Below are 24,578 nucleotides of genomic sequence, written 5' to 3'. Positions count from 1 at the left end.
TGAAGGCCGCCTGCGACGCCGTGGAGGCGATAGGGCTCGATGCTCCGTATCACCGGACGCCCCGTCATGGAGAGTGAGGTGTTCGTGTGAATGACCACACGACAGGGGCGGCTCATGGATCGGCGCCGAGGTGGGGATAAGGACGAGAACCAACGAGGATCGCTGCTCTTGCGACAGGAAGCGAGTATCTAACAGCCCTGCATTTTTCTTGATCGGGTTCGGCGCCGAGACAGTTACAATGTGATCTCGAGCTGCAAGAAGAGTGTTCGAAGCGCGGTCCGGCGTTCCCGGTGGGGGAAGACGCGGGACGACCGTTCGAGCACGCCCATGCCGAGCCCTATCGACCCAGCGAGGCCAGCGATGTCCTTTCGACCGATCACGTTCAAGCTGCTCACCGGAACCGCCTTGCTGCCGCTGCTCGTGGCGTGCGGATCAGGCACCTCCGACGGATCGTCGGAAGCGGGCGGCGGGGGGGCAGGCCCGAGCACGGGGAGCAGCGACTCCGCCGCGAGCGGCCCGGGCGCGGGCACAGGCGGTGATGAAGGAAGCGCGAGCGCAGGTGGAAGTGGATCCGGCGGCGCCGACGGGGGCGGCACCGTCGAGGACAGCGGCGCGCGCTGCGCCAGGCCGACGTTGCCTGCCGCGTCGTCCCTCCCGGCGTACGAGACCCATCACGACCCGTTCCTGATGCTGGACGGCTCACGCATCACGAAGAGGTCGGAGTGGGCGTGTCGACGCGCGGAGATCAAGGCGCAGGTCGAGGAGTACGAGTCCGGGCCGAAGCCCGCTGTCGCCAGGGAGAACGTCACGGGCGCGTTCTCGGGCAAGACGCTGACCGTCGACGTCAAGGAGGGCGCGAAGAGCGTCTCCTTCTCGATCGACATCAACGCCCCTGCCGGAGCGCCTTCCGGTCCGATACCGCTCCTCATCAGCCTCGCGGGCTTTGGCTTCATCACCCTGGACACGAGCGTGTTCACCTCGAACGGCGTCGCGACGGCGGTCTTCAACAACAACGAGATAGGCGCCCAGAGCGGCGGCGGCTCGCGCGGGACGGGCAAGTTCTATGACCTGTATGGCAAGGATCACCCGGCCAGCTCGATGATCGCGTGGGCCTGGGGGGTCAGCCGGATCATCGACGCGCTGGAGAAGACCCCGGCAGCCAACATCGACCCGCGGCGCATCGCCGTGACGGGGTGCTCGCGGGATGGAAAAGGCGCGCTCACGGCGGGCGCGTTCGACGAGCGCATCGCGCTGACGATCCCCCAGGAGTCGGGCGCGGGAGGCTCGGCGAGCTGGCGCGTGTCGCAGGCAGGAAAGAACGCCGGAGAGAACGTGCAGACCCTGTCCCATGCGGCCGGTGAGCAGCCCTGGTTCCGCGCGGACTTCGGGTCGAACTTCGGCAGCAAGGTGGACAACCTCCCCTTCGACCATCACATGGTCATGGGGCTCGTCGCGCCGCGCGCGCTGCTCGTGCTCGACAACAAGATCGATTGGCTCGGCATCGACAGCACCTTCACGGCCGGGTCCATCGCCCACGCGATCTGGGAGGGGCTCGGCGTGCCCGACAGGATGGGCTACTGGCAGCTCGGGGGCCACGAACACTGCCAGTTCCCCTCCGCGCAGCGGGCGATGCTCGAGGCGTACGTGAAGAAGTTCCTCGTCGGAGGCGGCACCGACGACACCAACGTGCTCGAGAGCGACGGGGCGACGGCCGACCTGGACCGGTGGATGGAGTGGACGCCGCCGAGCCTCGAGTGATCGCGCTGCTCGCCCTGGCCCCGTGGACGCGGCGCCCGAGCTCGCCGAGCTCGACCTCGGCCTGCTCCATGTCAGCCTTCAGGGGGAGCGCGCAGCCGCGCCAGCCACACGCGCAGGGCGGCGGGCTGACGTTTCTGCGCGTCGACGGAAGCGGGCGTGACGCCCGGCCCCGGACCGGGTAGACCGACGCCATGCGCCGAGCGGTGACGGGCTACCATCAGGACGACGCGAGCGACTGGATAGCCGAGCTGAGCTGTGGCCATGGCCAGCACGTCCGGCACAACCCGCCCTTCTTCCTGCGCCCCTGGGTGCTCACGCCCGAGGGCCGCGCGTCCATGCTCGGAACCGAGCTCGACTGCGTGCGCTGCGATCGGCTGGAGATGCCCGACGGGCTTGTCGCGTACAAACGAACGGCAGAGTTCGACGAGGGCACGATCCCGGGCGGCCTGAGAAAGAACCACGCGACAAAGCCCGGTGTGTGGGGCGTCATCCACGTCGTCTCGGGGCGGCTCCGCTATCGCATCGACGGCCTCGGCGGTCGAGAGATGCTGCTGGACACGGGATCCCCCGGGACCGTCGTGCCCGAGGTGCTGCACCACGTCGACCCCGACGGCCCAGTGCGGTTCTTCGTGGAGTTTCACCGCAAGGCAGGGTGATCCGCCCGGCCGGGGGGCCGGCGGAGCGCTCAGGCCCGCCTGCGCCGCGGAGGCGGACGAGCACCGCGCAGCGTCGCGCGAGACGAGCTCCAGCGGGTGTGGCCTGAAGAGAGCCCCCTCGATGCCCTCGTTCTCTGATGTGGGCCTCCGTCGCGCGGGGTGTCTGCGTGTGAGTCTGTCTCCGACAGGCGTCGTGGTTGCCAGGCATCGGGTCGGCACAGGCCCGCGAATGCAGCCGTGATCAAAAGCGCGGTCGCCGGGAATCTTGGACTCTAACAATGGCTCGGTGGAGCTCGCAGGCGCCTTGCTTGTTGACAACTCCGTTTTGAGTAGAAGCCTGCGGCTCGACCGAACTTATCCTGGAGAATCTTAATGCGCGTCACTCGCCTGCTTGGCTACATGTCCGCTTCTTTGGCTTTCGGCATGCTCGCGTGCACCGTCGAGCCCATCGAGGATGAGGAGTTCGACCAGCTCGACTCCGCCGTGCTCAGCGCGGACGGCTCGGTGGAGGCGCTGCTCGCGATTCAGTCGGATTGGGGAAGCGGCTACTGCGCGAACGTGAAGGTCACGGGCCGTAGGGCCGTCACCGGCTGGAGCGTGGTCGTGGCGCTCAACGGCTCGACGAACCCGGCGCCTTGGAACGTGAACGTCACGCCGGGAAGCGGGCAGTTCACTGCCAGAAACGTGGCCCACAACGGAACGCTGGCTGCTGGCCAGACGGCGGAGTGGGGTTTCTGCGGCAGCGGCTCCGGGCGGCCTTCGATCGCATCGGTCAGCAGCACCGGCGGAACGGGCACCTCCTCCTCGTCGAGCAGCAGCACGAGCGCGTCGTCGAGCAGCAGCACGAGCGCGTCGTCGAGCAGCAGCACGAGCGCGTCGTCGAGCAGCAGCACGAGCGCGTCGTCGAGCAGCAGCTCGGGGATGGGCGGCGGCGGCGGCGCGGGCGGGGCCGGCGGCTCCGGCGGGGCCGGCGGCTCCGGCGGCGGGGGTGGAAGCGGGGGCGGGGGTGGCGGCGGCGGCGGTGGCGGCTCAGGCGCCGTCGAGGACAGCGGCGCGAGCTGCCCCAGGCCGACGCTGCCTGCGGCGTCGTCCCTCCCGGCCTTCGAGACCCATCAGGATCCGTTCCTGAACGTGAGCGGTTCGCGGATCACGAGGAAGTCGGAGTGGGCGTGCCGACGCGCGGAGATCAAGGCGCAGGTCGAGGAGTACGAGTCCGGACCGAAGCCCATGACGTCCAAGGACAAGGTCACGGGTACGTTCTCGGGCAGGAGGCTGACGGTCAACGTCAGCGAGGCATCGAAGAGCATCTCCTTCGGCGTCGACATCAACCGGCCTGCCGGCGCGCCCTCGGGCCCGATTCCGCTCGTCATCGGCATCGGCGGCAACAACCTCGACCAGAGCGTCTTCACCTCGAACGGCGTCGCGACGGCCGACTTCAACAACAACGAGATGGGCGCCCAGAGCGGCGGCGGCTCGCGCGGGACGGGCAAGTTCTATGACCTGTACGGCAGCAGCCACGCGGCCAGCTCGATGATCGCGTGGGCCTGGGGTATCAGCCGGATCATCGACGCGCTGGAGAAGACCCCGGGAGCCAACATCGACCCGAAGCGCATCGCCGTGACGGGGTGCTCGCGGAACGGCAAGGGCGCGCTCACGGCGGGCGCGTTCGACGAGCGCATCGCGCTGACGATCCCCCAGGAGTCGGGCGCCGGTGGCTCGGCGAGCTGGCGCGTCTCGCAGGCAGGAAAGAACGCCGGGGAGAACGTGCAGACCCTGTCGAGCGCGGCCGGCGAGCAGCCCTGGTTCCGCGCGAACTTCGGGTCGAACTTCGGCAGCAGGGTGAACAACCTCCCCTTCGATCACCACATGGTCATGGGGCTCGTCGCGCCGCGCGCGCTGCTCGTGCTCGACAACAAGATCGATTGGCTCGGCATCGACAGCACCTTCACGGCCGGGTCCATCGCCCACGCGATCTGGGAGGGGCTCGGCGTGCCCGACAGGATGGGCTACTGGCAGCTCGGGGGCCACCAGCACTGCCAGTTCCCCTCCGCGCAGCGGGCGATGCTCGAGGCGTACGTGAAGAAGTTCCTCGTCGGAGGCGGCACCGGCGACACCAACGTGCTGAAGAGCGACGGGGCGCGGGCCGACCTGGCCCGGTGGATGCGGTGGACGGCGCCGCGCCTCGAGTAACGCTCCTGGCGCAGGGTCGCCCGGTCGCGCAGGCGACCGGACGACCGGACCGCCGGCCGCACCGCAGCGGCGCGCATCCGAGGGGCGCCAGCGCACAATCGGCTGCCGGCACCGGCGCGCCAAGGCGCACGCTGGCACAACCGTGGCACACACACCCGCTCCGCGACGCCGTTTGCCGCGGCTTCTCCCCGCCTCCAGGCTGGCGCTGGTCCTGCATTGGAGGGCGCGATGACCAGACTCACTTCGACTCTCTGTGTCCTGGCGCCGCTCCTGCTGGCCGCCTGCGATGTGACCTTCATCGATGGCGGCACGAACGAGGGCGGCGCGACCGACCCCGGCGACCCGTCCGGCGAGGACGACTCGGCGGTACACGGGGGCAGCGGCGGCTCGGATGGCGGCGCTGTGCCGGGCGATCCGCTGCCGGCCATCGCGCTGACGCGCGCGCAGCAGGACGTGCTCTGGGACGAGTACTGGGCGAGCCAGGATGACGTCGGGACGAGCTCGAGCGTCGGGGGTGGCGGCGCGGCGCTCGATCCCAACGATCTCTTTCTGCGTGTGTCGGATCTCGGCGAGTCGTGCGGCTCGGCGATGGCGCGCCTGACCTGCGGCGGGCACTGGGAGATGCGCCTCGTGCTGCCGAGCGCCTACCAGCATGTCGGCGTCTACGACCTGGAGGATCCCGGGCTCATGTACTACAGCGGGATGAGCGTGACAGGCGAACCCCACGCTCCGGGATCGGACGAGTGCGGGGGAGGAGGTGGGTCGATCGGACCGGGCACGCTCGAGATCCTCTCGATCGACGCGTCCGAGGTGCGGTTCCGGGTCACCCTCGACGCGTTCTGGGACGTCGATCCGAGCGGCGAGTACACAGCTCCGCGCTGTCCGTGAGGTACGGCGTCGGCTAACGGCACCCGGAGCCCCGAGGCGCGCGCCGCCTCCCGCAGGAGCGGAACCGATTGTGGGAATCGGGATCCCTTCAGGACTCGCTTCATGGTCATACCTCTCGGCTCGGCCTCGCGAGGCGGCGAGTCGCCCCCGAGGAGCGCCTTCTGCCAGTACACGGCTCGTGCCAGTCCCGGACGCACGCGGCCGGAGCTCGTTTCAGCGGCGGTTCGAGGGAGCAGCGCTCTCCGCAGCGTTGCGCCTGTTGCACCCGTGTTGCGCCTGCGCAGGCCGGTGATCCGCTCCTCCGACGCCCGCAGCGCGCGTGATCGTCGAGCGTGCGCCGCCGTTGTGCTCGTTGCTCCGGGCGTCGTCCACGAGGGCGATCCCCGGACGCGCCCTCGTCCAGCCGCCCAGCTCGAGGACCCTGCGCCCGCGCTCGCCCGGCGGAAGGGGAGGTTCTCCGTCCTCCTGGGAAAGCGACGCTGTATCAATAACTCCCCCGCGCATTGAAGGAGCCTCATCCTGCACCGGGCGAGAAACGGGTAGCGCTGGAACCCTGTGCGTCAGTAGGATGACGAGATATTGAACTTTGGGTGAGGTTAACTGTGGAAAATACCATCTTGGGTAAACGCACAAGCTTTGCCGGGCTTCACGGATCCATCTCGGTCGCGATCCTCGCGCTGGGCGTCGCCTGTGCCCCAGCACCGGAGGCGATACCGCAGGACGGCGCCGGAGGCGCGACGGTGGCAAGCTCATCGAGCACCTCAGGCGCGGTGGGGGGCGGCTCCGCGTCGTCTGGCGGCCCGGGCGGCGGGACCGCGGCAGGGACCGGTGAGACGACAGGGACCGGCGGATCGGGCGGCGAGGCGACCGGGACCGGCGGCTCTGGCGGCGCGACGACGGGGACCGGCGGCTCTGGCGGCGCGACGACGGGGACCGGCGGCGCGGGCGGCGAGGCGAGCGGGACCGGCGGCGCGGGCGGCGATGACACCCCGTCAGAGACTTCGCCCTTGATCGGGGATGTCGCGTTCTCCACGCCGAGCCAGACATTCAGGGACCAGATCCAGGTCGGGATGACAACGACCATCGAGGGGGCCGAGATCCGCTATACGGTGGACGGGCAGCTACCGACCGTGGCCTCCACGCTCTACACGGGCGAGCCGGTGATCTTCACGGCCACGACGCAGGTTCGCGCGCAGGCGTTCGCGGGGGGCGCCGCGGCGGGCGCGGTGAGCACGGGCCTCTACATCGCGCGCACCATCGACGCGACATCGGACATCCCCATCATGATCGTGGACGGCTATGGCAAGGGCAAGCCGACCGATAAAGAAGTCTACTTCGACGCGGCGGTGATGATCTGGGAACCGGTCGACGGCGTCGCCTCGATGGCCTCGCTGCCCACGATGGCGATGCGCGCGGGCTACCACGTGCGCGGCCAGTCGTCGCGGTCCTTTCCGCAGACGCCGTACAAGCTCGAGCTGTGGGACAACAGGGGCAAGGACCTCGACTACCCGGTGCTGGGCATGCCCTCGGACTCGGACTGGGCGCTGATCCCGCCCTACTACGACCGCACGTTGATCCGCAATCCGTTCACCTATGCCCTCGGCCGGGAAATGGGCCTCCAGGCGCCGCGCAACGAGTTCGCCGAGGTCTATCTGAACTACGAGGCGCACGCGATCGGCGAAGCGGATTACCAGGGCATCTACTGGGTCTCGGAGACGATCAAGAACAACAAGGTCCGCACCGATCTCAAGCAGCTCGAGGAGGAGGACCGGGAGCTGCCCGACATCAGCGGCGGCTACATCTTCAAGTTCGACCAGGCGGCCGCCGAGGAGCCGAAGCTCGCGTGCACGGGCTCGGATCCCCTCCCGGGGTTCGGCTTTGGCGGCGGCGGGGGGCGTCCGGCCGGCACGTGCTGGGTCGATCTCGAGGTGGTGGATCCCGATCCCCTGAACGCCGAGCAGGCGACATGGCTGACGCAGTACATCCAGCAGTTCCACGACGGCCTGCATCAGACGCCCATCGGCGATTACGCGGCGTACATCGACGTGCCGTCGTTCATCGATTACCTGATCATCAACGAGCTGACGCTCAACGTGGACGCTTATGTGCGGAGCGCCTATTACCACAAGGATCGCAACGACAAGCTCAAGGCCGGCCCGCTGTGGGACTACAACTTCGCGCTCGGCGGCGTGGGCGCCCAGAGCGCGACGCCGCAATCGGCGAGCGACACCGGCTGGCGCTTCAGCGGCCGGAGGAACGTCAACAACTGGTACCAGAAGCTCACCGGAGACCCGGCGTTCATGGCGCAGGTGCGGACGCGCTACGCGGAGCTCCGCGAGACGCTCCTGTCCGAGACCGCGATCGAGGAGCGCATGGATACCCTGAGCGCGCCGCTCGAGCGGGCCGCGGTCCGCGATTTCGCCAGATGGCCCGTGTCGAGCATCATCACGTCGAGCACCGGCTTCGTCGGCGGCCCCACCGAGCCCACGTGGGAGGGGCAGCTCCAGGTCATGCACGACTTCCTCCTGGCCCGACTCGCCTGGATGGACGCCAACATGCCGTGACACGGCGTGAGCCGACCGGGGCGTGAACGATCACAAGAGGGGGATTTCAGCGAGCGCTGTGCGGGTTGCGTGACGCCGGGTCGCCAGCGGAGAGGCTCAGGACGCCTCGCGCGGCTCCTGGCGCGCACGCTGGAACATCACGATGCCGAGCAGGATCCCGCCCGCCACGATGGCGATGTCGGCGACGTTGAACACCGGCCAGCGATGCAGGTGGATGAAGTCGATGACGTACCCGCGGACGGCGCGATCGATCGCGTTCCCGATCGCGCCGGCGACGATGAGCGCGTACCCGGCCTGCTCGGCGACCGAGGCGCGGCGGCTGTGCCACCAGCCCAGGAGCACCACGCCGAGGGCGATCATCGACCACGCGAAGAGGAACGCCACCTTGGACGGCGACTGGATGCCCCGGAGCAGGCTGAAGGCCATGTCGCGGTTCTCGGCGTAGCGGAGGTCGAGCACCCCCGGCACGATCGACAGGGGCCCTCGCCGCTCGAGCGCGGCCTGCGCGACCGCCTTGGTCGCATGATCGCACCCCACCAGGGCCACCGTGAACAGGATCAGGACCCAGCTCATCACGCGTCGCGCCATGGCCGCCGGAACGCACGGCCGCGGCGGTTCATTCCCGCTCTCTCCGGAGCCAGGCGCGCCACGAGAACCGGTCGCTGCGCGCGGCGCGGACGAGGCCAACACCGGTGACGAGGGCGGTGACCTGATCGAAGAGCGCCCCACAGGCGCCCGCGGCCAGGGCGCCGGCGAGGAGGGCGAGGTACTCGCGAGGACGGGAGGGGGCGAGGCCGCACGACGCCCACGATACGATGGACGCAGACATTCGCGGCAGATTTGCCGCCGGCAAGGCGTGGAGCGCTTGCGCCGGAGGCTATCCCGGGCTTTCCTCTCCGCATGTTCCGCATGAGCTCGCCTGCGCTGGACCGATTCACTGTCGCCGCGCTCGCGGCCGCCGGCATCGCCGCGTGGCCATCGAGCGCGCGCGCCTACTGCGTGACGGAGACGTGCGTCTCTTCCGAGTGCACGGACGAGGAGATCGGACAGAAGAAGCCGGGCTGCGTCACCTCGTATTACCGGTGCGATCCGATCGAGACCTGCCCGAGCACGTGCCAGTGGGGCCAGGCCTGCTCGACGCCGCCCAACGACAAGCCGTGCACCAGCCCGCCGGAGGCGAAGTGGACGTGCTCGACCATCCGGTGGAATCGCACGTGCATGGGGTACGCCATTGACGACGACGGCTCGAAGTATTTCGATCTCGAGACGATCCGGAGGACGGTGGACGAGGCGTTCGCCACCTGGGCGAACGCGGAGTGCCCGGGCGGGGGAAAGCCCGGCTTCGCCGTGCAGTACATGGGCGAGGTCTCGTGCGGCGACGTGGAGTACAACGTCCGGGCGGGCAACGCGAACGTGTTCACGTTCCGCGATGCGCGCTGGCCGCGGAACCCGGAGCAGATCGCGCTGACGACGCAGATCTTCAGCACCGTGGACGGGGAGGTCTACAACGCGGACGTCGAGATGAACACGGCGTGCTACCAGCTCAATCCGGACATCGCGCTCGATCGGGAGAGCCGCGGTGACGACGACGGGTGCGGCTCCTCCCGGGGATCGCGCCACGATTTTCTGGCTGTCGTGACCCACGAGATGGGGCACTTTCTCGGGCTCTCGCACACGAAGCACGCAGGGGCGACGATGGTCACCTCCTTCGGCGGCGACGAGCCCGCGTTCCGCTCGATCGAGCAGGACGACATCAACGGGATCTGCGCCCTGTTCCCGCCTGCAGAGATCGACCCGATGGCGTGCAACCCGATCCCGAGGCACGGGTTCTCGCCCGAGTGCGGCGCGGAGCAGGTCACGGGCTGCAGCCTCGCCGCGATGCCCCGCGGCGGAGGCGGCTGCGCTGGCGGGCTCGGTGGGCTGAGCGCGGCGGCGATCGCGATGGCCGCGCGGCGCCGGCGCGGCGGGCGGGCGAGCGCGACCTGAGGGCGGCGAGCGCGCTCGCGGCTGGCGGAAACCGGCTCGCGAGGGGGCTTCAACGGCCTATCCTGGCCTTCGGAAGGATGATGGTGAAGTCCGTGTACTCGCCGAGCCGCGTGTCGACTTTGATGTCGCCCCGATGCTTGCGCACGATGACATCGTAGGCGAGCGACAGCCCGAGACCGGTGCCCTGGCCCGCCGGTTTGGTCGTGAAGAACGGGTTGAAGATCTTGCCGACGTGCTCTTTGGAGATCCCGGTGCCGTTGTCGCGGATCTTGATCTCGATCTCCCGCTCTCGGTTCGCCGTGGTGACCCACAGCCTGGGAGTGTACCTGGCCGTGGCCTGCTGGCTCTTCTGCCATGTCGAGTGACATGCATTCTCGATGATGTTGATGAGCGCTCGGCAGAGGTGGTGCGGCAGCACGGGCGTAGGCTCGATGGCGCCGTCATAGGACCTGATGATCTCGATCCGCGGCGAGGTGTCTCCGGCGGGTATCGCGTTGTAGGTGAGCTGGATCGACTGGTTCAGCAGGTCGTTGACGTTCGTCGCCACTTGCTCGTCGGTGCCTGACTGCGAGTGCAGGAGCATGCTGCTCAGAATCTCATTCGCCCGTTTGCCGTGCTGCTCGACCGACGCGGTGCTCTTCGAGAGATCCTGGGCGAGCGCCCTGACGTTGTCCATGCGTTCGGCGCTGGCGGTCGCGTGCCACGCCTCCAGCTCGTGCGACAGCTCGCCGACAAGCTGCCTGGAGAGTCGCGCGAAGTTGATGATGAAATTCAGCGGGTTGCGGACCTCGTGAGCGATCCCCGCGGTGATCGCTCCGAGCGACGCCATCTTCTCGCGCGTGATGAGCTCCTTCTGCGTCGCCTGCAGCTCCTCCAGCGCCAGCTGAAGCTGGCCGTTTCTCTCCGCGAGCTCTCGGGTCCGATCCGCGACCCGCTGCTCCAGCGTGTGGCTGTATCCCTCGAGCGCTTGGTGGGCAGCTTCGAGTTTGCGGTACACCCGGGCGTTGTCGATGGCGATGGCCATCTCGGCCGAGAGCAGGTTCAGGACCTCGACGCGCTCGTAGGTGAACGCGCTGGGGATGAGGTTGTTCTCCAGGTACAGCACGGCGGTGAGCTTGCCCTGGTTGATGAGCGGCATGCACAGGATCGATCTCGTGACATTCCTCCGCACATAAGGCTCGTCGACGAACATGCCCTCGCGAGAGGCGTCGTTCACGACCTCGGGCCTGCCGCGGCGCGCCACCAGGTTGACCACGGAGAGGAGCAGGTTGTCGCTCGTGGCCACCGGGACGGCGTGGAGCAGCCGCGGCTCCGGGGCGTCCACCGCCGCCTCGGCGTAGATGACGAGCTCGCCGCCCTCGTCGAGGATGAGAAGCGCCTTCTGCGCGCCGGCGTTCTCGAGCACCGTCGTGAGCAGCCTCGCGAGCAGCCTCTCGAGGCGGATCTCGCCGGAGAGCGCCTGCGACGCCTTGAGCACGCTGAGGAGATCCAGCTCGCCCGTGGACCCGCTCCGCGGGCGGCTCGCGCTGGACGGCTCCTCCGCGATCCGGTCCTCGGCCGCGCGAGCCCCCGCGTGCCCGAGCTCCTGCGGAAACGCCGCCTCGAGCTGCCGCACCTTGGCCAGCGCTCCCCAGCGCTCGTAGGTGTAGCGGGCGTCGCGGAGGTAGTTGCGCGCGAGGTGACGATACCCGTGCTCGCGATGGTAAGCGGCGGCGAGCTCGTGGGCCAGCGCTTCTTCGGCGAGGAACCGGTGCTCACGCGCGCTCGCGATGGCCCGGTCATAGAGCTCCCGGGCCGCGAGCATGTCGCCGAGGGCCCGGGCGCGCTCGGCCGCGACGAGGTGCACCTTGTGCTCGAAGTTGCTCGGCGCCTGCTCGGCCCACGCGCTCAGCTTGTCCAGATCGGCGTCCACCCGCGCGAGGGCGCGCTGCCGGTCCGCCTCGTCGAGATCCCGATAGCGGGCCAGGAACGCGAGCGCGTCATAAAAGCGGAAGACCGCGGTCCCCATCATCGCCGTCATTCCCGCGACGTTCCGCTCGACCTCGAGCGCATGGTCGACGGCGCGCGCGTGCTGGCCGAAGAGATAATTGAGGATGAGCTTGTTCAGGTGGAGGAACGCCATCTCTGTGACGTTTCCCGTCTCCATGTAGAAGCGCAGCTTCCGCCCCTCGTCCATCGCCTCGCCGGTCAGCGTGCAAGGATCGTCGCTCCGTCCCAGCAGGTTGAGGATGGTCTGCCAGTGGACATCGTTCGATTCCTGGGGCAGGTCCTGCTTCAGACGGCGGATGACACGGCTGTTCTCCGCGGCCCGCTCGGCGAGCGCGGGGAGCTCCTTGCAGCACCAGAACGACTGGAGGGTGACGCCGATGATGTTCAGCCCGGCGTACTCGAGATCGCCGGCCTCCAGCGCGAGCCGATAGCCGTGCATGAACGGCTCGATCGTCTCCTCGACGTGCTCCCGCCAGTGGTGGACGAAGAAGTTGAACATGAAGAGCGCGCTCCACTTCTCCGCTCCGCCGAAGCGATCGGAGAGCCGTAGCGCGAGCTGGCCGAACCGGTAGCCCGGCTCGATCTGGCCCTGCGCGCACAGGATGAACCCGTACGCCGAGAAGCCGCGCGACGAGCTCGCCGTGACCCCGTGCCGGACGGACAGGATGACCTCGTGGAAGACGACGAGCGTGAACACGTCCGGCGCCGCATTGAACGCCGGGATGTAGAGCCGCGCCATGATATCCATGGCCGCGAGCTGCTCGGGCCCATTCATCTCCGGGAGCTCCACGAGCTCCTCGATGTCCCGCCCGGCCCACGCCGCCGCGGCCTCGGCGGCGGCGCGGCCAATGTCACCCGGGCCGGGCCTCTCGGGGATGTCGACGCCGAAGAGCCGCAGCGCCCGCAACCCGGCCTCCACGCCCTGGAGGAGCTGGTCGCGCGCGGAGTACGACTGGATCTCGATCTTGTAGCTCCTCAGTTTGTCGACCACCGAACCGGCGAGCGCGCGGACGACGTCGTTCAACTGCCCCGCTAGCTCGTGCTCGCCGAGCAGGCACGCGGCCTCGGCCGCCTCGTCGAAGAGGTCGAGGCTCAGCCGGGGCTGCCGGCTCCAGCTCTCCCGTGCCTCGTCGACGCTCGGGACGGCGGCCGGCCCGACGGCGCCGGGCGCGTTCAGGAGCTGTATCCCGACGCGAAGGTAATGCAGCGCAGGTCCGTATGCGGCGGACGCCTTGGCCTTGCGGCCGGCCAGGAGGTACAGCCGCGAGAGCTTGTCGCGCTCGGCCAGATCGCGCGCGTGCTCGAGACCATGATCGAGCTGATCGACGATATCGAAGATCCTCCGCCCGAGCTCCTCGACAGGGGTGCTCTCCAGGAACAGCCTGCCTATCCTGAAGTGGACGCGGCGCCGAGCCTCGTCGTCGAAGCGCGAGTACGCCGCCTGCTGGACGCGATCGTGAGCGAAGCGGTACTCCACGTTCACCGTGTCGAGGAGCCCGTCGACGTCCATGCCGGTGAGCATGTAATTGTGGTCCAGGGGAACGACCAGGCCCTCCATGATGGCGTCCCAGAGCGCCGCGGCGGTCTGCTTCGGCGTCGCATCGGAGACGGCCGCGAGCGTGCGGAGGTCGAACGTGCTCCCCATGCACGCGGCGAGCTCCAGCGCCCGCTGGGTCAGGCTACCGAGCTTCTTCACCTTGCCCGCCATGAGATCGACGACGTTCTCGGTCACCCCGCACGCCTCGATCTGCGCGACGCTCCAGGTCCAACCTCCCTCGTCATGAGAGAAGCGGATCACCCCCTCGCCGTGGAGGTGCCTGAGGAGCTCGATCAGGAAGAACGGGTTGCCCTCTGTCTTGGCGTGTGCGAGCTGAGCGAGCGGCGCCGTGGCCGCGGGATCGCGGTCGAAGGTGTCCGAGACGAGCTCGGCGACGTGGGCGAGGCTCAGCGGACGGAGCGCGATCTCGCGGACCACCGCGCCCGCCTCCCGGAGCTTCGCGAGGCACAGCATGAGCGGGTGCAAGGCGCTCACCTCGTTGTCGCGGTACGCGCCGAGGATGAAGAGGTGATATCTACCCGGCTCCGACATGAGCGCGGAGCACAGATCGAGCGAGGCGCCGTCCATCCACTGGAGATCGTCGAGGAAGAGCACGAGCGGGTGCTCCCGCCTCGCGAAGACCCCGATGAAGCTCTGGAAGACCAGGTGGAACCGGTTCTTCTCCTCGGTCGCCCCGAGCGGCGGAACCTGCGGCTGGGGCCCGATGATCAGCTCGACCTCCGGGATGACCTCGGTGATGAGCCGGCCGTTCGGGCCGAGCACGGCCAGGAGCTCCCGCCGCCAGCTCGCGATCCGTTCGTCGCTCTCCGAGAGCATCTGCAGGCAGAGCCCCCGGAACGCCTGGAGCAGCGGCGCGTACGGCACGTCTCGCTGGAGCTGATCGAACTTGCCGGAGATGAAGTATCCTCGCCGTCGGGTGACAGGCCGGTAGAGCTCCCGCACCAGCGTCGATTTGCCGACCCCCGAGTATCCGGAGACGAGCAGCATCTCGCTCGCCCCGGCCGCGACGCGCTCGAACGCTTCGAGGAGCGCTTGCCTCTCCAGATCGCGCCCGTAGAGCTTCTGCGGTACCTGGAGCCGATCCGAGGCGCCCGCTCGATCGAGGGTCATCGAGCCGACCCGCCCCTCCTGGGCGCGTCGCTTCCGGTACTCCTCGATATCCCGCCGCAGGCCGTGGGCCGATTGGTAGCGGTCCTCTGCATTCTTGCTCAGGAGCTTCATGACGATGGCCGAGAGCGCCGGATCGACGTCCTCACCGAGCTCGTGCGGGGCGGTGGGCTGCCTGGCGATGTGGGCGTGCACGAGCTCCAGCGGGTCAGAGCTGGAGAAGGGGAGCCGCCCTGTGAGCAGCTCGTAGAGCGTGACCCCCAGGGAGTAGAAGTCGGTACGGTAGTCGATGAACCGGTTCATCCGCCCGGTCTGCTCGGGCGACATGTAAGCGACCGTCCCGTCGAGCCGGCTCGGGGCGCGCAGCGCGGCCTCCTCGCGCGCGAGCACCGACGAGATCCCGAAATCGATGAGCCTCATCTGCCCGGTGTCGCGGTTGAGGACGATGTTCGACGGGTTGACGTCCTTGTGCACGACGTGACGCTGGTGGAGCTGCCCGAGGGCGTCCACGATGGCGGGCGCGAGCGCGAGGACCTCGTCCGTGCTGAACCGGCGCTGTCGCATGTGGCGAGCGAGCGACGCGCCGCCGAAGTCCTCGAGCACCATGAACCATCGATCCTGCTCGGTGAGCAGGCCGTGGGCGCGGATCACGCCGTCGACGTCGGCGACGCTCCTCGTGATCTCGTACTCACGCCGGAACCACGCGATCCTGGCCGGTGACGGGTAGGCCTCCTCGAGCATCTTGATGACGACCGGACGCCCGTCCTCCTCCCGCTGGGCGCGGTAGACAAGCGAGTTCGTGCTCGCGTGCAGGCTCTCGACGACCTGGAAACCCGTCGTGCTCCCCATGGATTGCCTCGTGTACGTTCGTTTCAGGGTACGCTCCCCGCCGCGCGGGGCGTCGTCCGTCCCGCCGCGGCGCGACCGCTGGCGGCGCGCGCCGTCACTCCTCGCCGAAGTGCCACGGATCCGGCACGGCGTAGGCGTCGGGCGGCTCACCCGGCGGGGCGCCGGCCTCGGGCGACGCCAAGCTGGGCCCAGGCGTCGCGAAGAGGCGCGTGACGTGCTTCGTGCGTGGGTTGTCGCGTCGGTTGCACCAATCGCGCTGTATGCAGAGGCTCCAGACGAAATCCGTCTTCTGCGAGTTGCCCGTGTGGCAATCCATGCACGAGTCGCGCTGGGCATACGGCTCGATGATCGTGTTCGCCATCCTCGTGATGTTGGCCGTGCTGCCGGCCCGCCACTGGCCGGTAACGAACTCGTAGTTGCCCCACGGCGGGTACGCGCTCAGGATCTCCTGGAATTTCCTGTTCTCGTCCGCCGTGACCTCGTCCGTGGCCGTCTCCCGGCAGAGCCATACCGGCTGGGGCTCCGCCGGCGGCGCGCTCTCGGGCGTCCTGGGCTCGGGGCGGTAGCTGAACGAGCTGTCCCAGGGCCGGCCGAACGAAGACGAGCGGCCCTTCGACCTGCGCTTCGGGCACGGCGGCGGATTGTCCTTGTGCTCGATCGTGAACCAGGTCCAGGCGTTCGAGGGGCTCGCTGCGTCAGGGCCCTTCAGGTGGTCGTGCTTGTAGACGATGTGCATGCCGACGAGGCCCATGGTCTCAGCGCGGCAGACGCTCTTCGCCTTCGTCTCTCCTGGAGCGCTCTCGAACTCGACGACGAGGACTCTGCGCATGTAGTACACGCTCCCCTTCTCCGCCTCCTCGATCGGCGTCATCTTGCGCCACGCGGCCTTCAGGCTGATCGCGCCGACCTTGCTGGCGTTCGCCGCCGGAAAGGTGAGTTGTTCGCCGGGCTTGTTGACGCACCCATCGCCGGCGCCGTGGTGCAGGCAATCGTACAGCTCGCGGTTGTATCGGATCTCGTAGCGCACGTACTCGCCGTTCCCGTCGATGAGCGGCCCGCCGGACCTCCGAGCGGACTTCTTATCATCACGGGAGGCGGTGTTGATCAGGTTGAGCACGGTCCCGTACTTCCTGTAGATGCCGGGCCAGTCGGCCGCCGTGACGCTCTGCCGGTTTCCGGGCTCTTCCTCCACGTAGTCGCACGGCGGGCGCTTCGCGGCGTAGCTATCCCAGTCGTCGAGGTTCTTGGGGGAGCTCTCCCATTCCTGCTTCCAGGTCTCCCAGACGCGCGGGCCGGTCGTGTCCGTGTAGGGCCTGTCCGCGCGAATGCCTCGTCCGGCGCCCGTGTCTGCCGGCCAGTTGATCGCGACGAAGGTCCCCCAGAGCAACCGGGTCAGAGCTGGTGCGGACCGGTCAGCGCTACTCCCCGGCCTCGGCACCTCGGCGCACGGGAACGACGAGCCGCACATCGCCGACTGCGATGGCGCCGGCGTCGGCGCCCCGTCGGACTTGTAACAGCCGAGCGCGCCGGCCATCAGATACGGGAAGACCCTCGCAACAACACGGACAGTCATGGCTCCCTCCAGGTAGAACGTGCCATCGGACCCGCTTCGCCCCGCCGCGCGGAGGCGCCTGCGCGCATCCGCTGTCAGAGCAGGGGGATGGAAAGCATTCCGCGCACGTAGCCGCACAGGGCGTCGGCGTCCCAGGCGCCCATCCAGAAGGCGATGGGCCAGTCACGGGTGGTGTCGACCTGGACGCCGAGGCTGCGCGTGGCATCGGCGATCCTGGTCGGCCCGTTGATGTCGAATCGATAATCGTTGTAGACCATGAGCGTCGCGACCTGGAGCCTCTCGGGGGCGACGATCGATAGCTCGGAGATGCGCTTGCCGAGCGCCGCCCTCGCGACCGGATCGTCGGTCTGCTGGAGATCGGCCTCGAGGAGCGCCTTCCGCCGCCTCCGGTACGCGAGCGGGTCGACGATCCCGGTCGCGTCGGCGATCTTGAGGCGATCGATCGTGAGCGGGATCAACGAACCGCGCCGCTCGTGAAAGAGCGCCGGGATCTCATGGATCCTCCGCTCCGGATCCGGCGGGTAGAGGACGTCCTCGCGCTCGATCTCGACCCCGTCCCCGAAGATCCCGAGGCGAAACGGGACGATCGCGCCCTGCGCGGAGTCTCGCAGGACGTAGTTGCGGGACTCGAACTTGGGCTCTCCCAGGAGGTCGACGGCGGCGCCGACCAGCGGGTGGTCGGGCATGGGCTGTCCGTCGAGGCTGACCGCGGTCACGCGGACGCCGACGGTCGGGCCGTGCGTGCGGGGCGCGACGGGGCGCTGGAATCGGATGATCCGATCCAGGTCCGGCTCCCCCGCCACGGCGAACGTGAAGCCGCTGACGCCGCGTGCCTCGTCTGTCGGATCGGGATCGGTCGGCAATCGGCACTGGAACCAGCCTGCGAAGTCGAGGATCAGCATCGCTCAGCGCATCCTCTTCATCGTCTGCTGTGAGGGCTCGCGCTCGAGGCCCATCTGCTGCGCGAAGCGCCGAGCGAGACGATCGAGGTTCTCGTGGAGCAAGGCGAGCCGCGGCGCCATGGGGGCCGCCCACGGCTCGATGGACGCCCCGACCTCGGCCGAGAGGCGCGCGGACGAGGCGGCCAGGGTTTCCAGCCGTTCGTGGAGGAAGACCCAGGCGCCGCGCTTCGAGGGCTGGAGCGGCAGGCCGAAGGGCAGCTCGAAGCAGGGCCCCGCCGTGACCGCCGCGTCGTCCTCGACCGGCATGCGGGTGAGGACCTCGCCGAGGGGTCGGATCACCGCGGTCATCAGCGGGAAGAACGCGACGCGGAGCAGCCCATCTGCCTCGGCCGCGGTCTCGCTCGAGCGGCCGTAGATGCGCGTCAGCATGAGGACCATCACCTCGTACGCCGCGTTGAACAGCTCCGCGGCCGCGCGCGTGAGCGGGTGACGGAGCGCTGTAGCGGTGCCGGAGCCGCCCTGGGGCAGGTAGACTCGAGGGTTCCGCGCGACGGGCCGCGCCGGCTCGAAGGCAGGATCCTGGCGCCTCAGCTCGGCGAGCTCGCGCTGGATCGCCAGGAACCGCTCATGATGATCGTGCTCCCGGATGAGATCGAGGAGCGCCAGAGCGGACGGGAGATCGGTCACCGGCACCAGGACGACGTCGAATTGACCTTTCCCGATGCGCAGCTCCCGATTCGTGATCTGGTGCTCCAGCGGGCCGATGAAGAGGTTCGGCGTGCTGCGATCCGCATGCTCGAGAGCGCCCCGGATCGCCCGGTAGAAGTCCCCCATGCTCCTCATGCCGGAGGGGGCGCAGCCGTCCGGCGGAGGCGCGTGGAGCCGCTCGTAGCAGGCGAACCGGTCGAGCGCCTCCTCGGAGAACGGCAGCAGCTCGAAGGTGGTGTAAGGCGGGCAATAACGGACGGGGTGGGGGAAGTGGGCGCGCCCGAAATGCGGCGCCCCGCCGAGGGCGATGAGGAGATTGCACACGAGGCCGTGATGGGCCATCTCCTGCCGAGCCACGCTCAGGATCTCGGACTTCCACGCGCGGATCCGCTCCAGCCTCGGCCAGTCGACGCCGCCCTCCTCGGGGTGGCTCTTCAGGGAGAACGCGGCGTACAGATACTGGCACGTGATGCTGTGCTCGATCTCCGCCGCCTCGGAGAGGGCGGTGATCAGCAGTTCCCGGGGTGACATGTCGCGCTCGCCATGGTTGTACCTCCGCTCCTCCTCACGCGCTGCACCTGGCCGTCGCCGCCCTCGACCGTCAGCAGCAGAGCCGGTATTTCTCGTAGAAGCTGCTCACGATCTTGTTCACGGTGACCACCATCTGCTCGTGGCTCCCCTGGCCCTCGGGCTCTTCGAAGAGCGCGAGCACGGCCTCCTGCTGCTGATAGGGATCGTCCTCCTCGCCCTGTAGGTGCTGCTTCAGGAACGCTCGCTTCTCGGCCTCCGTGCCTTCGGAGAAGGTCGTTCGGAACTGCCTGTCCAGGTCCTTGTCCTTCTTCAGCGCGCGGAGGAACTTGAAGAGGCCCGGCACCTGCCAGTACTCGCCATCGGGCACATCCCTCCGCGTCACTTTCGCGTTCACGTCCTGCCTGGTCAGCGTGCGTACGACCATCTTGGCCAGCTCCTCGACGAACGCGTTGAAGTTGTCCCCTTCGGTATTGTCATAGTCCACGAAGAACTGCTCGATGGTGTCGGGCTGCGGGCGGTCGCCGCGGGGGACGATCGCGTAATCCTCGAGGAGAGACGTGCGGCCTCGCGCGTCCACGCCCTGCGCGCGTCGCTCGTCTCCGTCGTCGCGCACCAGGTCCTTGAGGAGCTTGTACCACTTTTCGGATTCGGACTTGCCTGCCATACGTCGTCTCCTTGAGTCTGCCTCGGTTGGGTGGTGTTGACCGCGCCGTCGCCGAGATCTGGTCTGGGCTGCAAGCGCGAGAGCATCCGATGGCCGTGGTGCACGCGACGCCCGAAGGCCGCCGGCCTGGCGAGGCGATCGCAAATCGAGGGCGGTCCCGGCGCGCGATCTGGCGAGCCTACGGGCGCCCGACGCGACGGCCCCGGTGCCGGCGGCGCATGACCTGCAAGCCCCGTCGACGGTGATCTGGAGTTGCACGGCGCGTGCCGCGGCCAGCGCTCGCCCGCCGAGGGCGTGACGGCGCTCGGCACGGGGGGCGCCGACACGCCGCCGGCCGCGCGGGTGCCCTCGCGGTCTCACGGACACGTCGCCGACATGTCGGCGACACGGCAGGCCGCGGGGAGCGATGCGCCCGCGGCGCCTTCACGTCGCGCGCTCAGCCCATGCGAGCGACGGATCGTTCGGCTGGTACGATCTCACCTGCACCGTCGGCGCGTCAACGAGGCGGGGGGCCGGCGGCTCGTGCCGGTGTACGTTGTAGACGGTGGTTCGCTCACCTCTCGGCCAGACGTCCCTCGCGTCCACCAGCTCGAACGCGTACCCCCCGACGGCGGCCTCGCGCACCCTGGCGTCGGCCAGGATCTCCCCCGGCAGGGCGGCCCTGGCGAGGTGGGCCGCGATGTCCACCGCCTCGCCGACGGTCGCGTAATCGAGCTGGCCGCACGCCTGCGAGCCGACGCCCGCTGAGAGGACGCGGCCTGTGGCGAGCCCGATGCAGACCCCCTGCGCGTAGGGCGAGCCCGCGCCGGCGCGCTGCACGAGCGCGGCGAGCTGGGTGCGGACAGCAAGGCACGCCGCGAGCGCCCTGTCGACGTGATCCGGCCCTCGGTAGACGGTCATCACTGCGTCGCCGAAGAACTTGTCCACCATTCCCTCCCTGGTCACGAGCTCCGGGAGGATCACCTCGAAGTTGGCGTTCAATAGCCGGATGGCCTCGCCGGCGGGCCTCGCCGTCGTGACGGGGGTGAACTGGAAGACACCGACGACGGCCACGGTCGCGTCGCTCGCCTCGCTCGCGAGCGCCGCCGAGGGCCCGAGCGCCCGGACCCGCTCGACCAGCGAGGCGCTCGTGAACCGCCGGAGCAACGCGTTCTCCTCGTCTGACCGGGCGTTCTTGCGCTGCTCCGCGACGTGCCTGATGGTCTTCTGGATCGTGGCCTCGAGATCCTCGAAATCGATCGGCTTGAACAGGAAGTCGAAGGCGCCCTGGTTCATCGCGTGCCGGATGTTGGCCATGTCGCCGTAGGCGGAGACGATCACGGTCTTCGCCATCGGGTTCACCTCGGGGATGTGCCCGAGGAGGGTGAGCCCGTCCATCACGGGCATGTTGATGTCCGTGAGGACGATGTCGATGTCGGGGTTCCGCCTGAGCTCCTCGAGCGCGCGTTCCCCGTGCTCGGCGAAGACGAGCTCGTATACGCCGTCGCGGAGCTGCTGTCTGAACTGGAGCTTCATCAGCAGATGAATGTCCGGTTCGTCGTCGACGACCAGGATCTTGACTGGCACCTTCGCCTCCCTGCAGAGCGCCGAGAAGGCGGCGACGAGGCCGCGCGCGGACTGGAACCGCTGCGTCCGGTCCTTCGCGAGGGCGCGCTCGAAGAACCGGTCGACGTCGGACCGGAGCTCGGGGACGACGCTCGAGGGGGGCAGGAACGGGTCGGTGCAGACGCCGATGATGAGCTCCTGGATGTTCTCCGACGGGAAGGGCAGGCGGCCAGTCAGCGCCCTGTAGGCGATGACGCCGAACGACCAGAGATCGCTCAGGAAATGAGGGGCGACCCCGCGCACCTGCTCCGGGCTCATGTACGCGGGTGTCCCGAGGAGCGTGCCGCACGGCCGCTCCGGCGCGTCGGGCCCGTCGCAGAGCGTCCACGCCACGCCGAAGTCGAGGAGCTTCACGGTCTCGCCCGACCCGCTCCGGGCGAGGAAGATGTTCGCCGGCTTGAGATCACAGTGGACGATGCCCTCCGCGTGCGCCGCCTCCAGCGCTTTGGCCACCTGCCGGAGCAGGGGGAGGAGCGCCGCGCTCGAGAGCTGCCGGTCGGGCTGGAGGCGGGCGTCGAGGTCCTCGCCGTCGAGCAACTCCATGACGATGTAGGGAGAGCCATCGTCGACGCCGTAGTCGTAGACCTGGACGATATGCTCGTTGCGGAGCTGGGCGATGGTCATCGCCTCTCGCTCGAAGCGCCGCCGGGCCTCGACCGAAGCGATGGTGTGAGGCGTCATCAGCTTGAGTGCGACAGGCCGCCGTAGCGCTTCATCGAAGGCCTCCCAGACGACCCCCATTCCGCCCCGGCCGATCTCGCGTACAAGCGCGTATTTTCCGCCTATCGTGCGGCCAGACATACGACCACTCAGGGGTACACGGGCGCCGGCACGAGTGTCAACGGGGAGCGGCGAAGCGCTGATCAAAAGGGCGAACGCGGGCAGGTTTTGATGTGTGGCAAGGTGCGTTAGGCTGCTGCTGGGCTCGGCTGGAAAGACGATGGCCCGTCTTGCGGTCATTTCCCTTGACGGATAGAGTGCGCGTGTCGCATGGCCGCAGAAGAGGTGGGCATTTCTACGCTCGGCAGCGTGACGACCCAGAGCCCCGGCTTGTGCCCTGAGAGGGAGGCGCGCTCGGGCCTCGTGCCTGTCTTGACCATCCTGTGCCATCCGCGCCTCGAGCGCATCGGCGAGCGTTGCACGCTCGGGGAGCTGAGGTTCCGGGACGCGATCGGGGTATCGCGGCTGGAGCCCGGGTTCTCGCCGCCGGGGGCGGCGGGGGGCGCGCCGCTCGGGGACACGCACCTGAGCCGCGCGCCGCTGCGGCTCATCGCGCTGCCCGGCGGGCAGATCCGGTTGGACGCGTCGGCGAGCCGCACGCCGGTCGTGGTGGAGGGCGAGCCGCTCGAGGGGCGGCGCGACGTCTCCGCGGAGGAGGTGGCGCGCGGCGTCATCCTCCAGCTCGCGGCGCGGATCGTCCTCCTCCTCCACGTGGCGGACTCTTCCCCGCCAGAGCCTGGCGATGACCTCGGCCTCGTCGGCGCTAGCCACCTCCTGGAGCAGGTGCGCCGGGACATCCGCCGCATCGCGGACCTCGCGGTGCCGGTCCTCGTCCGCGGGGAGACGGGGACGGGCAAGGAGCTCGTGGCGCGGGCGATCCATGCGGCGGGTGCCGACCGCGCGCGACCGTTCATCGCCGTGAACATGGCGGCCATCCCTCCCTCGCTGGCAGCCGCGGAGATCTTCGGTGCCGAGCGGGGCGCGTACACCGGCGCCGTGCGCAGCCAGCCGGGGTATTTCGGGCTGGCGCAGGAGGGGACACTCTTCCTGGACGAGATCGGCGAGGCGCCGCTCGACGTCCAGGTGATGCTCCTCCGCGCCCTCGAGACAGGCGAGATCCAGGCCGTGGGCGCCCAGCAGCCGCGGCGGGCGCGCGTCCGCGTTATCGCCGCGACGGACGCCGACCTCGAGGCCAAGATCGCCGACGGGAGCTTCCGGGCACCGCTGCTTCACCGCCTCGCCGGCTATGAGATCGCGCTCCCCTCGCTCCGGGAGCGCAGGGACGATATCGGGCGGTTGACGCTCCACATCCTGCGCGCGGAGCTCGCGCAGCTCGGCGACCCGCGCGCGCTCGATCGATCGGGGCCGATCGACCCCCTGAACGATCGACCGTGGTTGCCGGCGTCACTCATGGCCCGGCTCGTGCGGTACGATTGGCCCGGCAACGTGCGCCAGCTCAGGAACGTGATCCGGCAGCTCGTCGTGGGGAGCCGGGGGGCGGCGTGCCTCGAGGGCGGGCCGGCGCTCGAGCGTCTGCTCGGGCGGGCTACGCTCGACGACAGACGGGGCGAGGACCGGCGCCGCGGGCGGGCTGGCGGCGCGACGGCCGCGGAGCCGCAGCGGCCGGAGAGCGCCGACGAAGAGGACCACTCGAGCGACCCCGGCAGGAGCGATGGCCCGGGCTGGCGCAAGCCTTCGGAGGTGCCCGAGGAGGAGCTGATCGACGCGCTTCGCCGGAGCCGGTGGGATCTCAAGGCCACGGCGGGGTTGCTCCGCGTCTCGCGGACATCGCTCTACGCGCTCATGGAAAACTGTCACCGGGTCCGCCGGGCCGGGGATCTCAGGCCCGAGGAGATAGCTCGCTGTTACCGAGAGTGCGACGGTGATATCGAGGAGATGGTCAATCGGCTCGAGGTCTCGAAGCGGGCGCTTCTGCGGAGGATCCGGGAGCTGCGCATCGGGTAGCGCCCGCGCCTCCCGTGAGAGGCGCTGTGAGCGCGAGCTCAGTCATCGTCCCAGCGAGGATGGATCCTCGCCGCCGTAAGGCCCGATCCCATGGAACCGGAACATCGGTTCGTGCGCGTCGTCGTGTCGCGACACTCGGTCGCATGCGACAGCTTGTCTCTGCGGCATGTCATCGCGCCGGAACCACGCGCGACCACGGCCCGCGGGGTGGCGCCGATGTTGTGGGGCGCCCGGCGGGATCAGCGCCCGCACGAGGACAGCGCTGGCCCCGTTTTGCGCCGCCGACGCACCCGGTGCCGCACCTACGTCGGCGCCAGCGAGAGCCCTATTGCAGGCCCCCGGGCTTTGGCCGCACCATGGCCCGT

At 69.1% G+C, this 24,578-nt stretch carries 15 protein-coding genes and 1 pseudogene; 8 read left to right on the top strand and 8 right to left on the bottom strand.

The window, feature by feature from the left end:
* Positions 1–360: 360 nt before the first annotated feature.
* The 6 genes and pseudogenes from WMF42_RS25310 to WMF42_RS25285 all read left to right on the top strand — a co-directional run bounded on the left by WMF42_RS25310 (position 361) and on the right by WMF42_RS25285 (position 8,056).
* A complete protein-coding gene (locus WMF42_RS25310; protein ID WP_437685266.1) occupies positions 361–1,758 on the top strand; it encodes a glucuronyl esterase domain-containing protein in 1,398 nt (465 codons plus the stop codon).
* Positions 1,759–1,949: 191 nt separating this feature from the next.
* Positions 1,950–2,414, top strand: coding sequence for a DUF3565 domain-containing protein (locus WMF42_RS25305; RefSeq protein ID WP_061611233.1), 465 nt, complete (start codon positions 1,950–1,952; stop codon positions 2,412–2,414).
* A 372-nt stretch (positions 2,415–2,786) separates the two neighbouring features.
* Positions 2,787–3,137: pseudogene (locus tag WMF42_RS25300) on the top strand (cellulose binding domain-containing protein); the annotation flags it as partial.
* A gap of 198 nt (positions 3,138–3,335) precedes the next feature.
* Positions 3,336–4,604, top strand: a complete 1,269-nt coding sequence (locus tag WMF42_RS25295) for a glucuronyl esterase domain-containing protein (protein WP_437694340.1) — start codon at positions 3,336–3,338, stop codon at positions 4,602–4,604.
* A 228-nt stretch (positions 4,605–4,832) separates the two neighbouring features.
* Positions 4,833–5,492 carry a hypothetical protein gene (locus WMF42_RS25290; protein ID WP_437685264.1) on the top strand — a complete coding sequence of 220 codons (660 nt, stop codon included), beginning with the start codon at positions 4,833–4,835 and terminating at the stop codon, positions 5,490–5,492.
* Positions 5,493–6,232: 740 nt separating this feature from the next.
* Positions 6,233–8,056: a CotH kinase family protein gene (locus WMF42_RS25285; protein WP_437685262.1), complete on the top strand. Its 1,824-nt coding sequence runs from the start codon at positions 6,233–6,235 to the stop codon at positions 8,054–8,056.
* A 96-nt stretch (positions 8,057–8,152) separates the two neighbouring features.
* On the opposite strand, the gene lspA is transcribed toward WMF42_RS25285, so the two are convergent.
* Positions 8,153–8,644 carry a signal peptidase II gene (gene lspA / locus WMF42_RS25280; RefSeq protein ID WP_437685260.1) on the bottom strand — a complete coding sequence of 164 codons (492 nt, stop codon included), beginning with the start codon at positions 8,642–8,644 and terminating at the stop codon, positions 8,153–8,155.
* A gap of 28 nt (positions 8,645–8,672) precedes the next feature.
* On the bottom strand, positions 8,673–8,885 hold the full coding sequence (locus tag WMF42_RS25275; RefSeq protein WP_437685258.1) for a hypothetical protein: 213 nt from the start codon (positions 8,883–8,885) through the stop codon (positions 8,673–8,675).
* An 80-nt stretch (positions 8,886–8,965) separates the two neighbouring features.
* Between WMF42_RS25275 and WMF42_RS25270 the strand changes: the two genes are divergently transcribed.
* The gene (locus WMF42_RS25270) at positions 8,966–10,042 is read left to right on the top strand and encodes a matrixin family metalloprotease (protein WP_437685257.1); all 1,077 of its coding nucleotides are present in this window, start codon (positions 8,966–8,968) and stop codon (positions 10,040–10,042) included.
* A 49-nt stretch (positions 10,043–10,091) separates the two neighbouring features.
* On the opposite strand, the gene WMF42_RS25265 is transcribed toward WMF42_RS25270, so the two are convergent.
* From WMF42_RS25265 to WMF42_RS25240, 6 genes are all read right to left on the bottom strand, one after another.
* On the bottom strand, positions 10,092–15,545 hold the full coding sequence (locus tag WMF42_RS25265) for a trifunctional serine/threonine-protein kinase/ATP-binding protein/sensor histidine kinase (RefSeq protein ID WP_437685255.1): 5,454 nt from the start codon (positions 15,543–15,545) through the stop codon (positions 10,092–10,094).
* Positions 15,546–15,639: 94 nt separating this feature from the next.
* A complete protein-coding gene (locus WMF42_RS25260; protein WP_199693501.1) occupies positions 15,640–17,118 on the bottom strand; it encodes a hypothetical protein in 1,479 nt (492 codons plus the stop codon).
* Positions 17,119–17,192: 74 nt separating this feature from the next.
* On the bottom strand, positions 17,193–18,020 hold the full coding sequence (locus tag WMF42_RS25255; protein WP_437685252.1) for a hypothetical protein: 828 nt from the start codon (positions 18,018–18,020) through the stop codon (positions 17,193–17,195).
* Positions 18,021–18,023: 3 nt separating this feature from the next.
* Positions 18,024–19,259: a ferritin-like domain-containing protein gene (locus tag WMF42_RS25250; RefSeq protein WP_061606183.1), complete on the bottom strand. Its 1,236-nt coding sequence runs from the start codon at positions 19,257–19,259 to the stop codon at positions 18,024–18,026.
* Positions 19,260–19,329: 70 nt separating this feature from the next.
* Positions 19,330–19,923, bottom strand: coding sequence for a hypothetical protein (locus tag WMF42_RS25245; protein ID WP_437685250.1), 594 nt, complete (start codon positions 19,921–19,923; stop codon positions 19,330–19,332).
* Between the two features lie 423 nt (positions 19,924–20,346).
* Positions 20,347–22,269 (bottom strand): protein kinase domain-containing protein, encoded by a 1,923-nt coding sequence (locus WMF42_RS25240; RefSeq protein WP_233561104.1) that lies wholly within the window; start codon positions 22,267–22,269, stop codon positions 20,347–20,349.
* Positions 22,270–22,611: 342 nt separating this feature from the next.
* Between WMF42_RS25240 and WMF42_RS25235 the strand changes: the two genes are divergently transcribed.
* On the top strand, positions 22,612–24,213 hold the full coding sequence (locus WMF42_RS25235; RefSeq protein WP_437685248.1) for a sigma 54-interacting transcriptional regulator: 1,602 nt from the start codon (positions 22,612–22,614) through the stop codon (positions 24,211–24,213).
* Positions 24,214–24,578 lie beyond the last annotated feature (365 nt).

It is taken from the genome of Sorangium sp. So ce176 (assembly GCF_051519835.1).
GTDB classification, from domain to species: Bacteria; Myxococcota_A; Polyangia; order Polyangiales; family Polyangiaceae; genus Sorangium; species Sorangium cellulosum_G.
The sequence above is the reverse complement of the archived record's forward strand: the minus strand, read 5'-3'. Positions and strand labels throughout refer to the sequence as shown.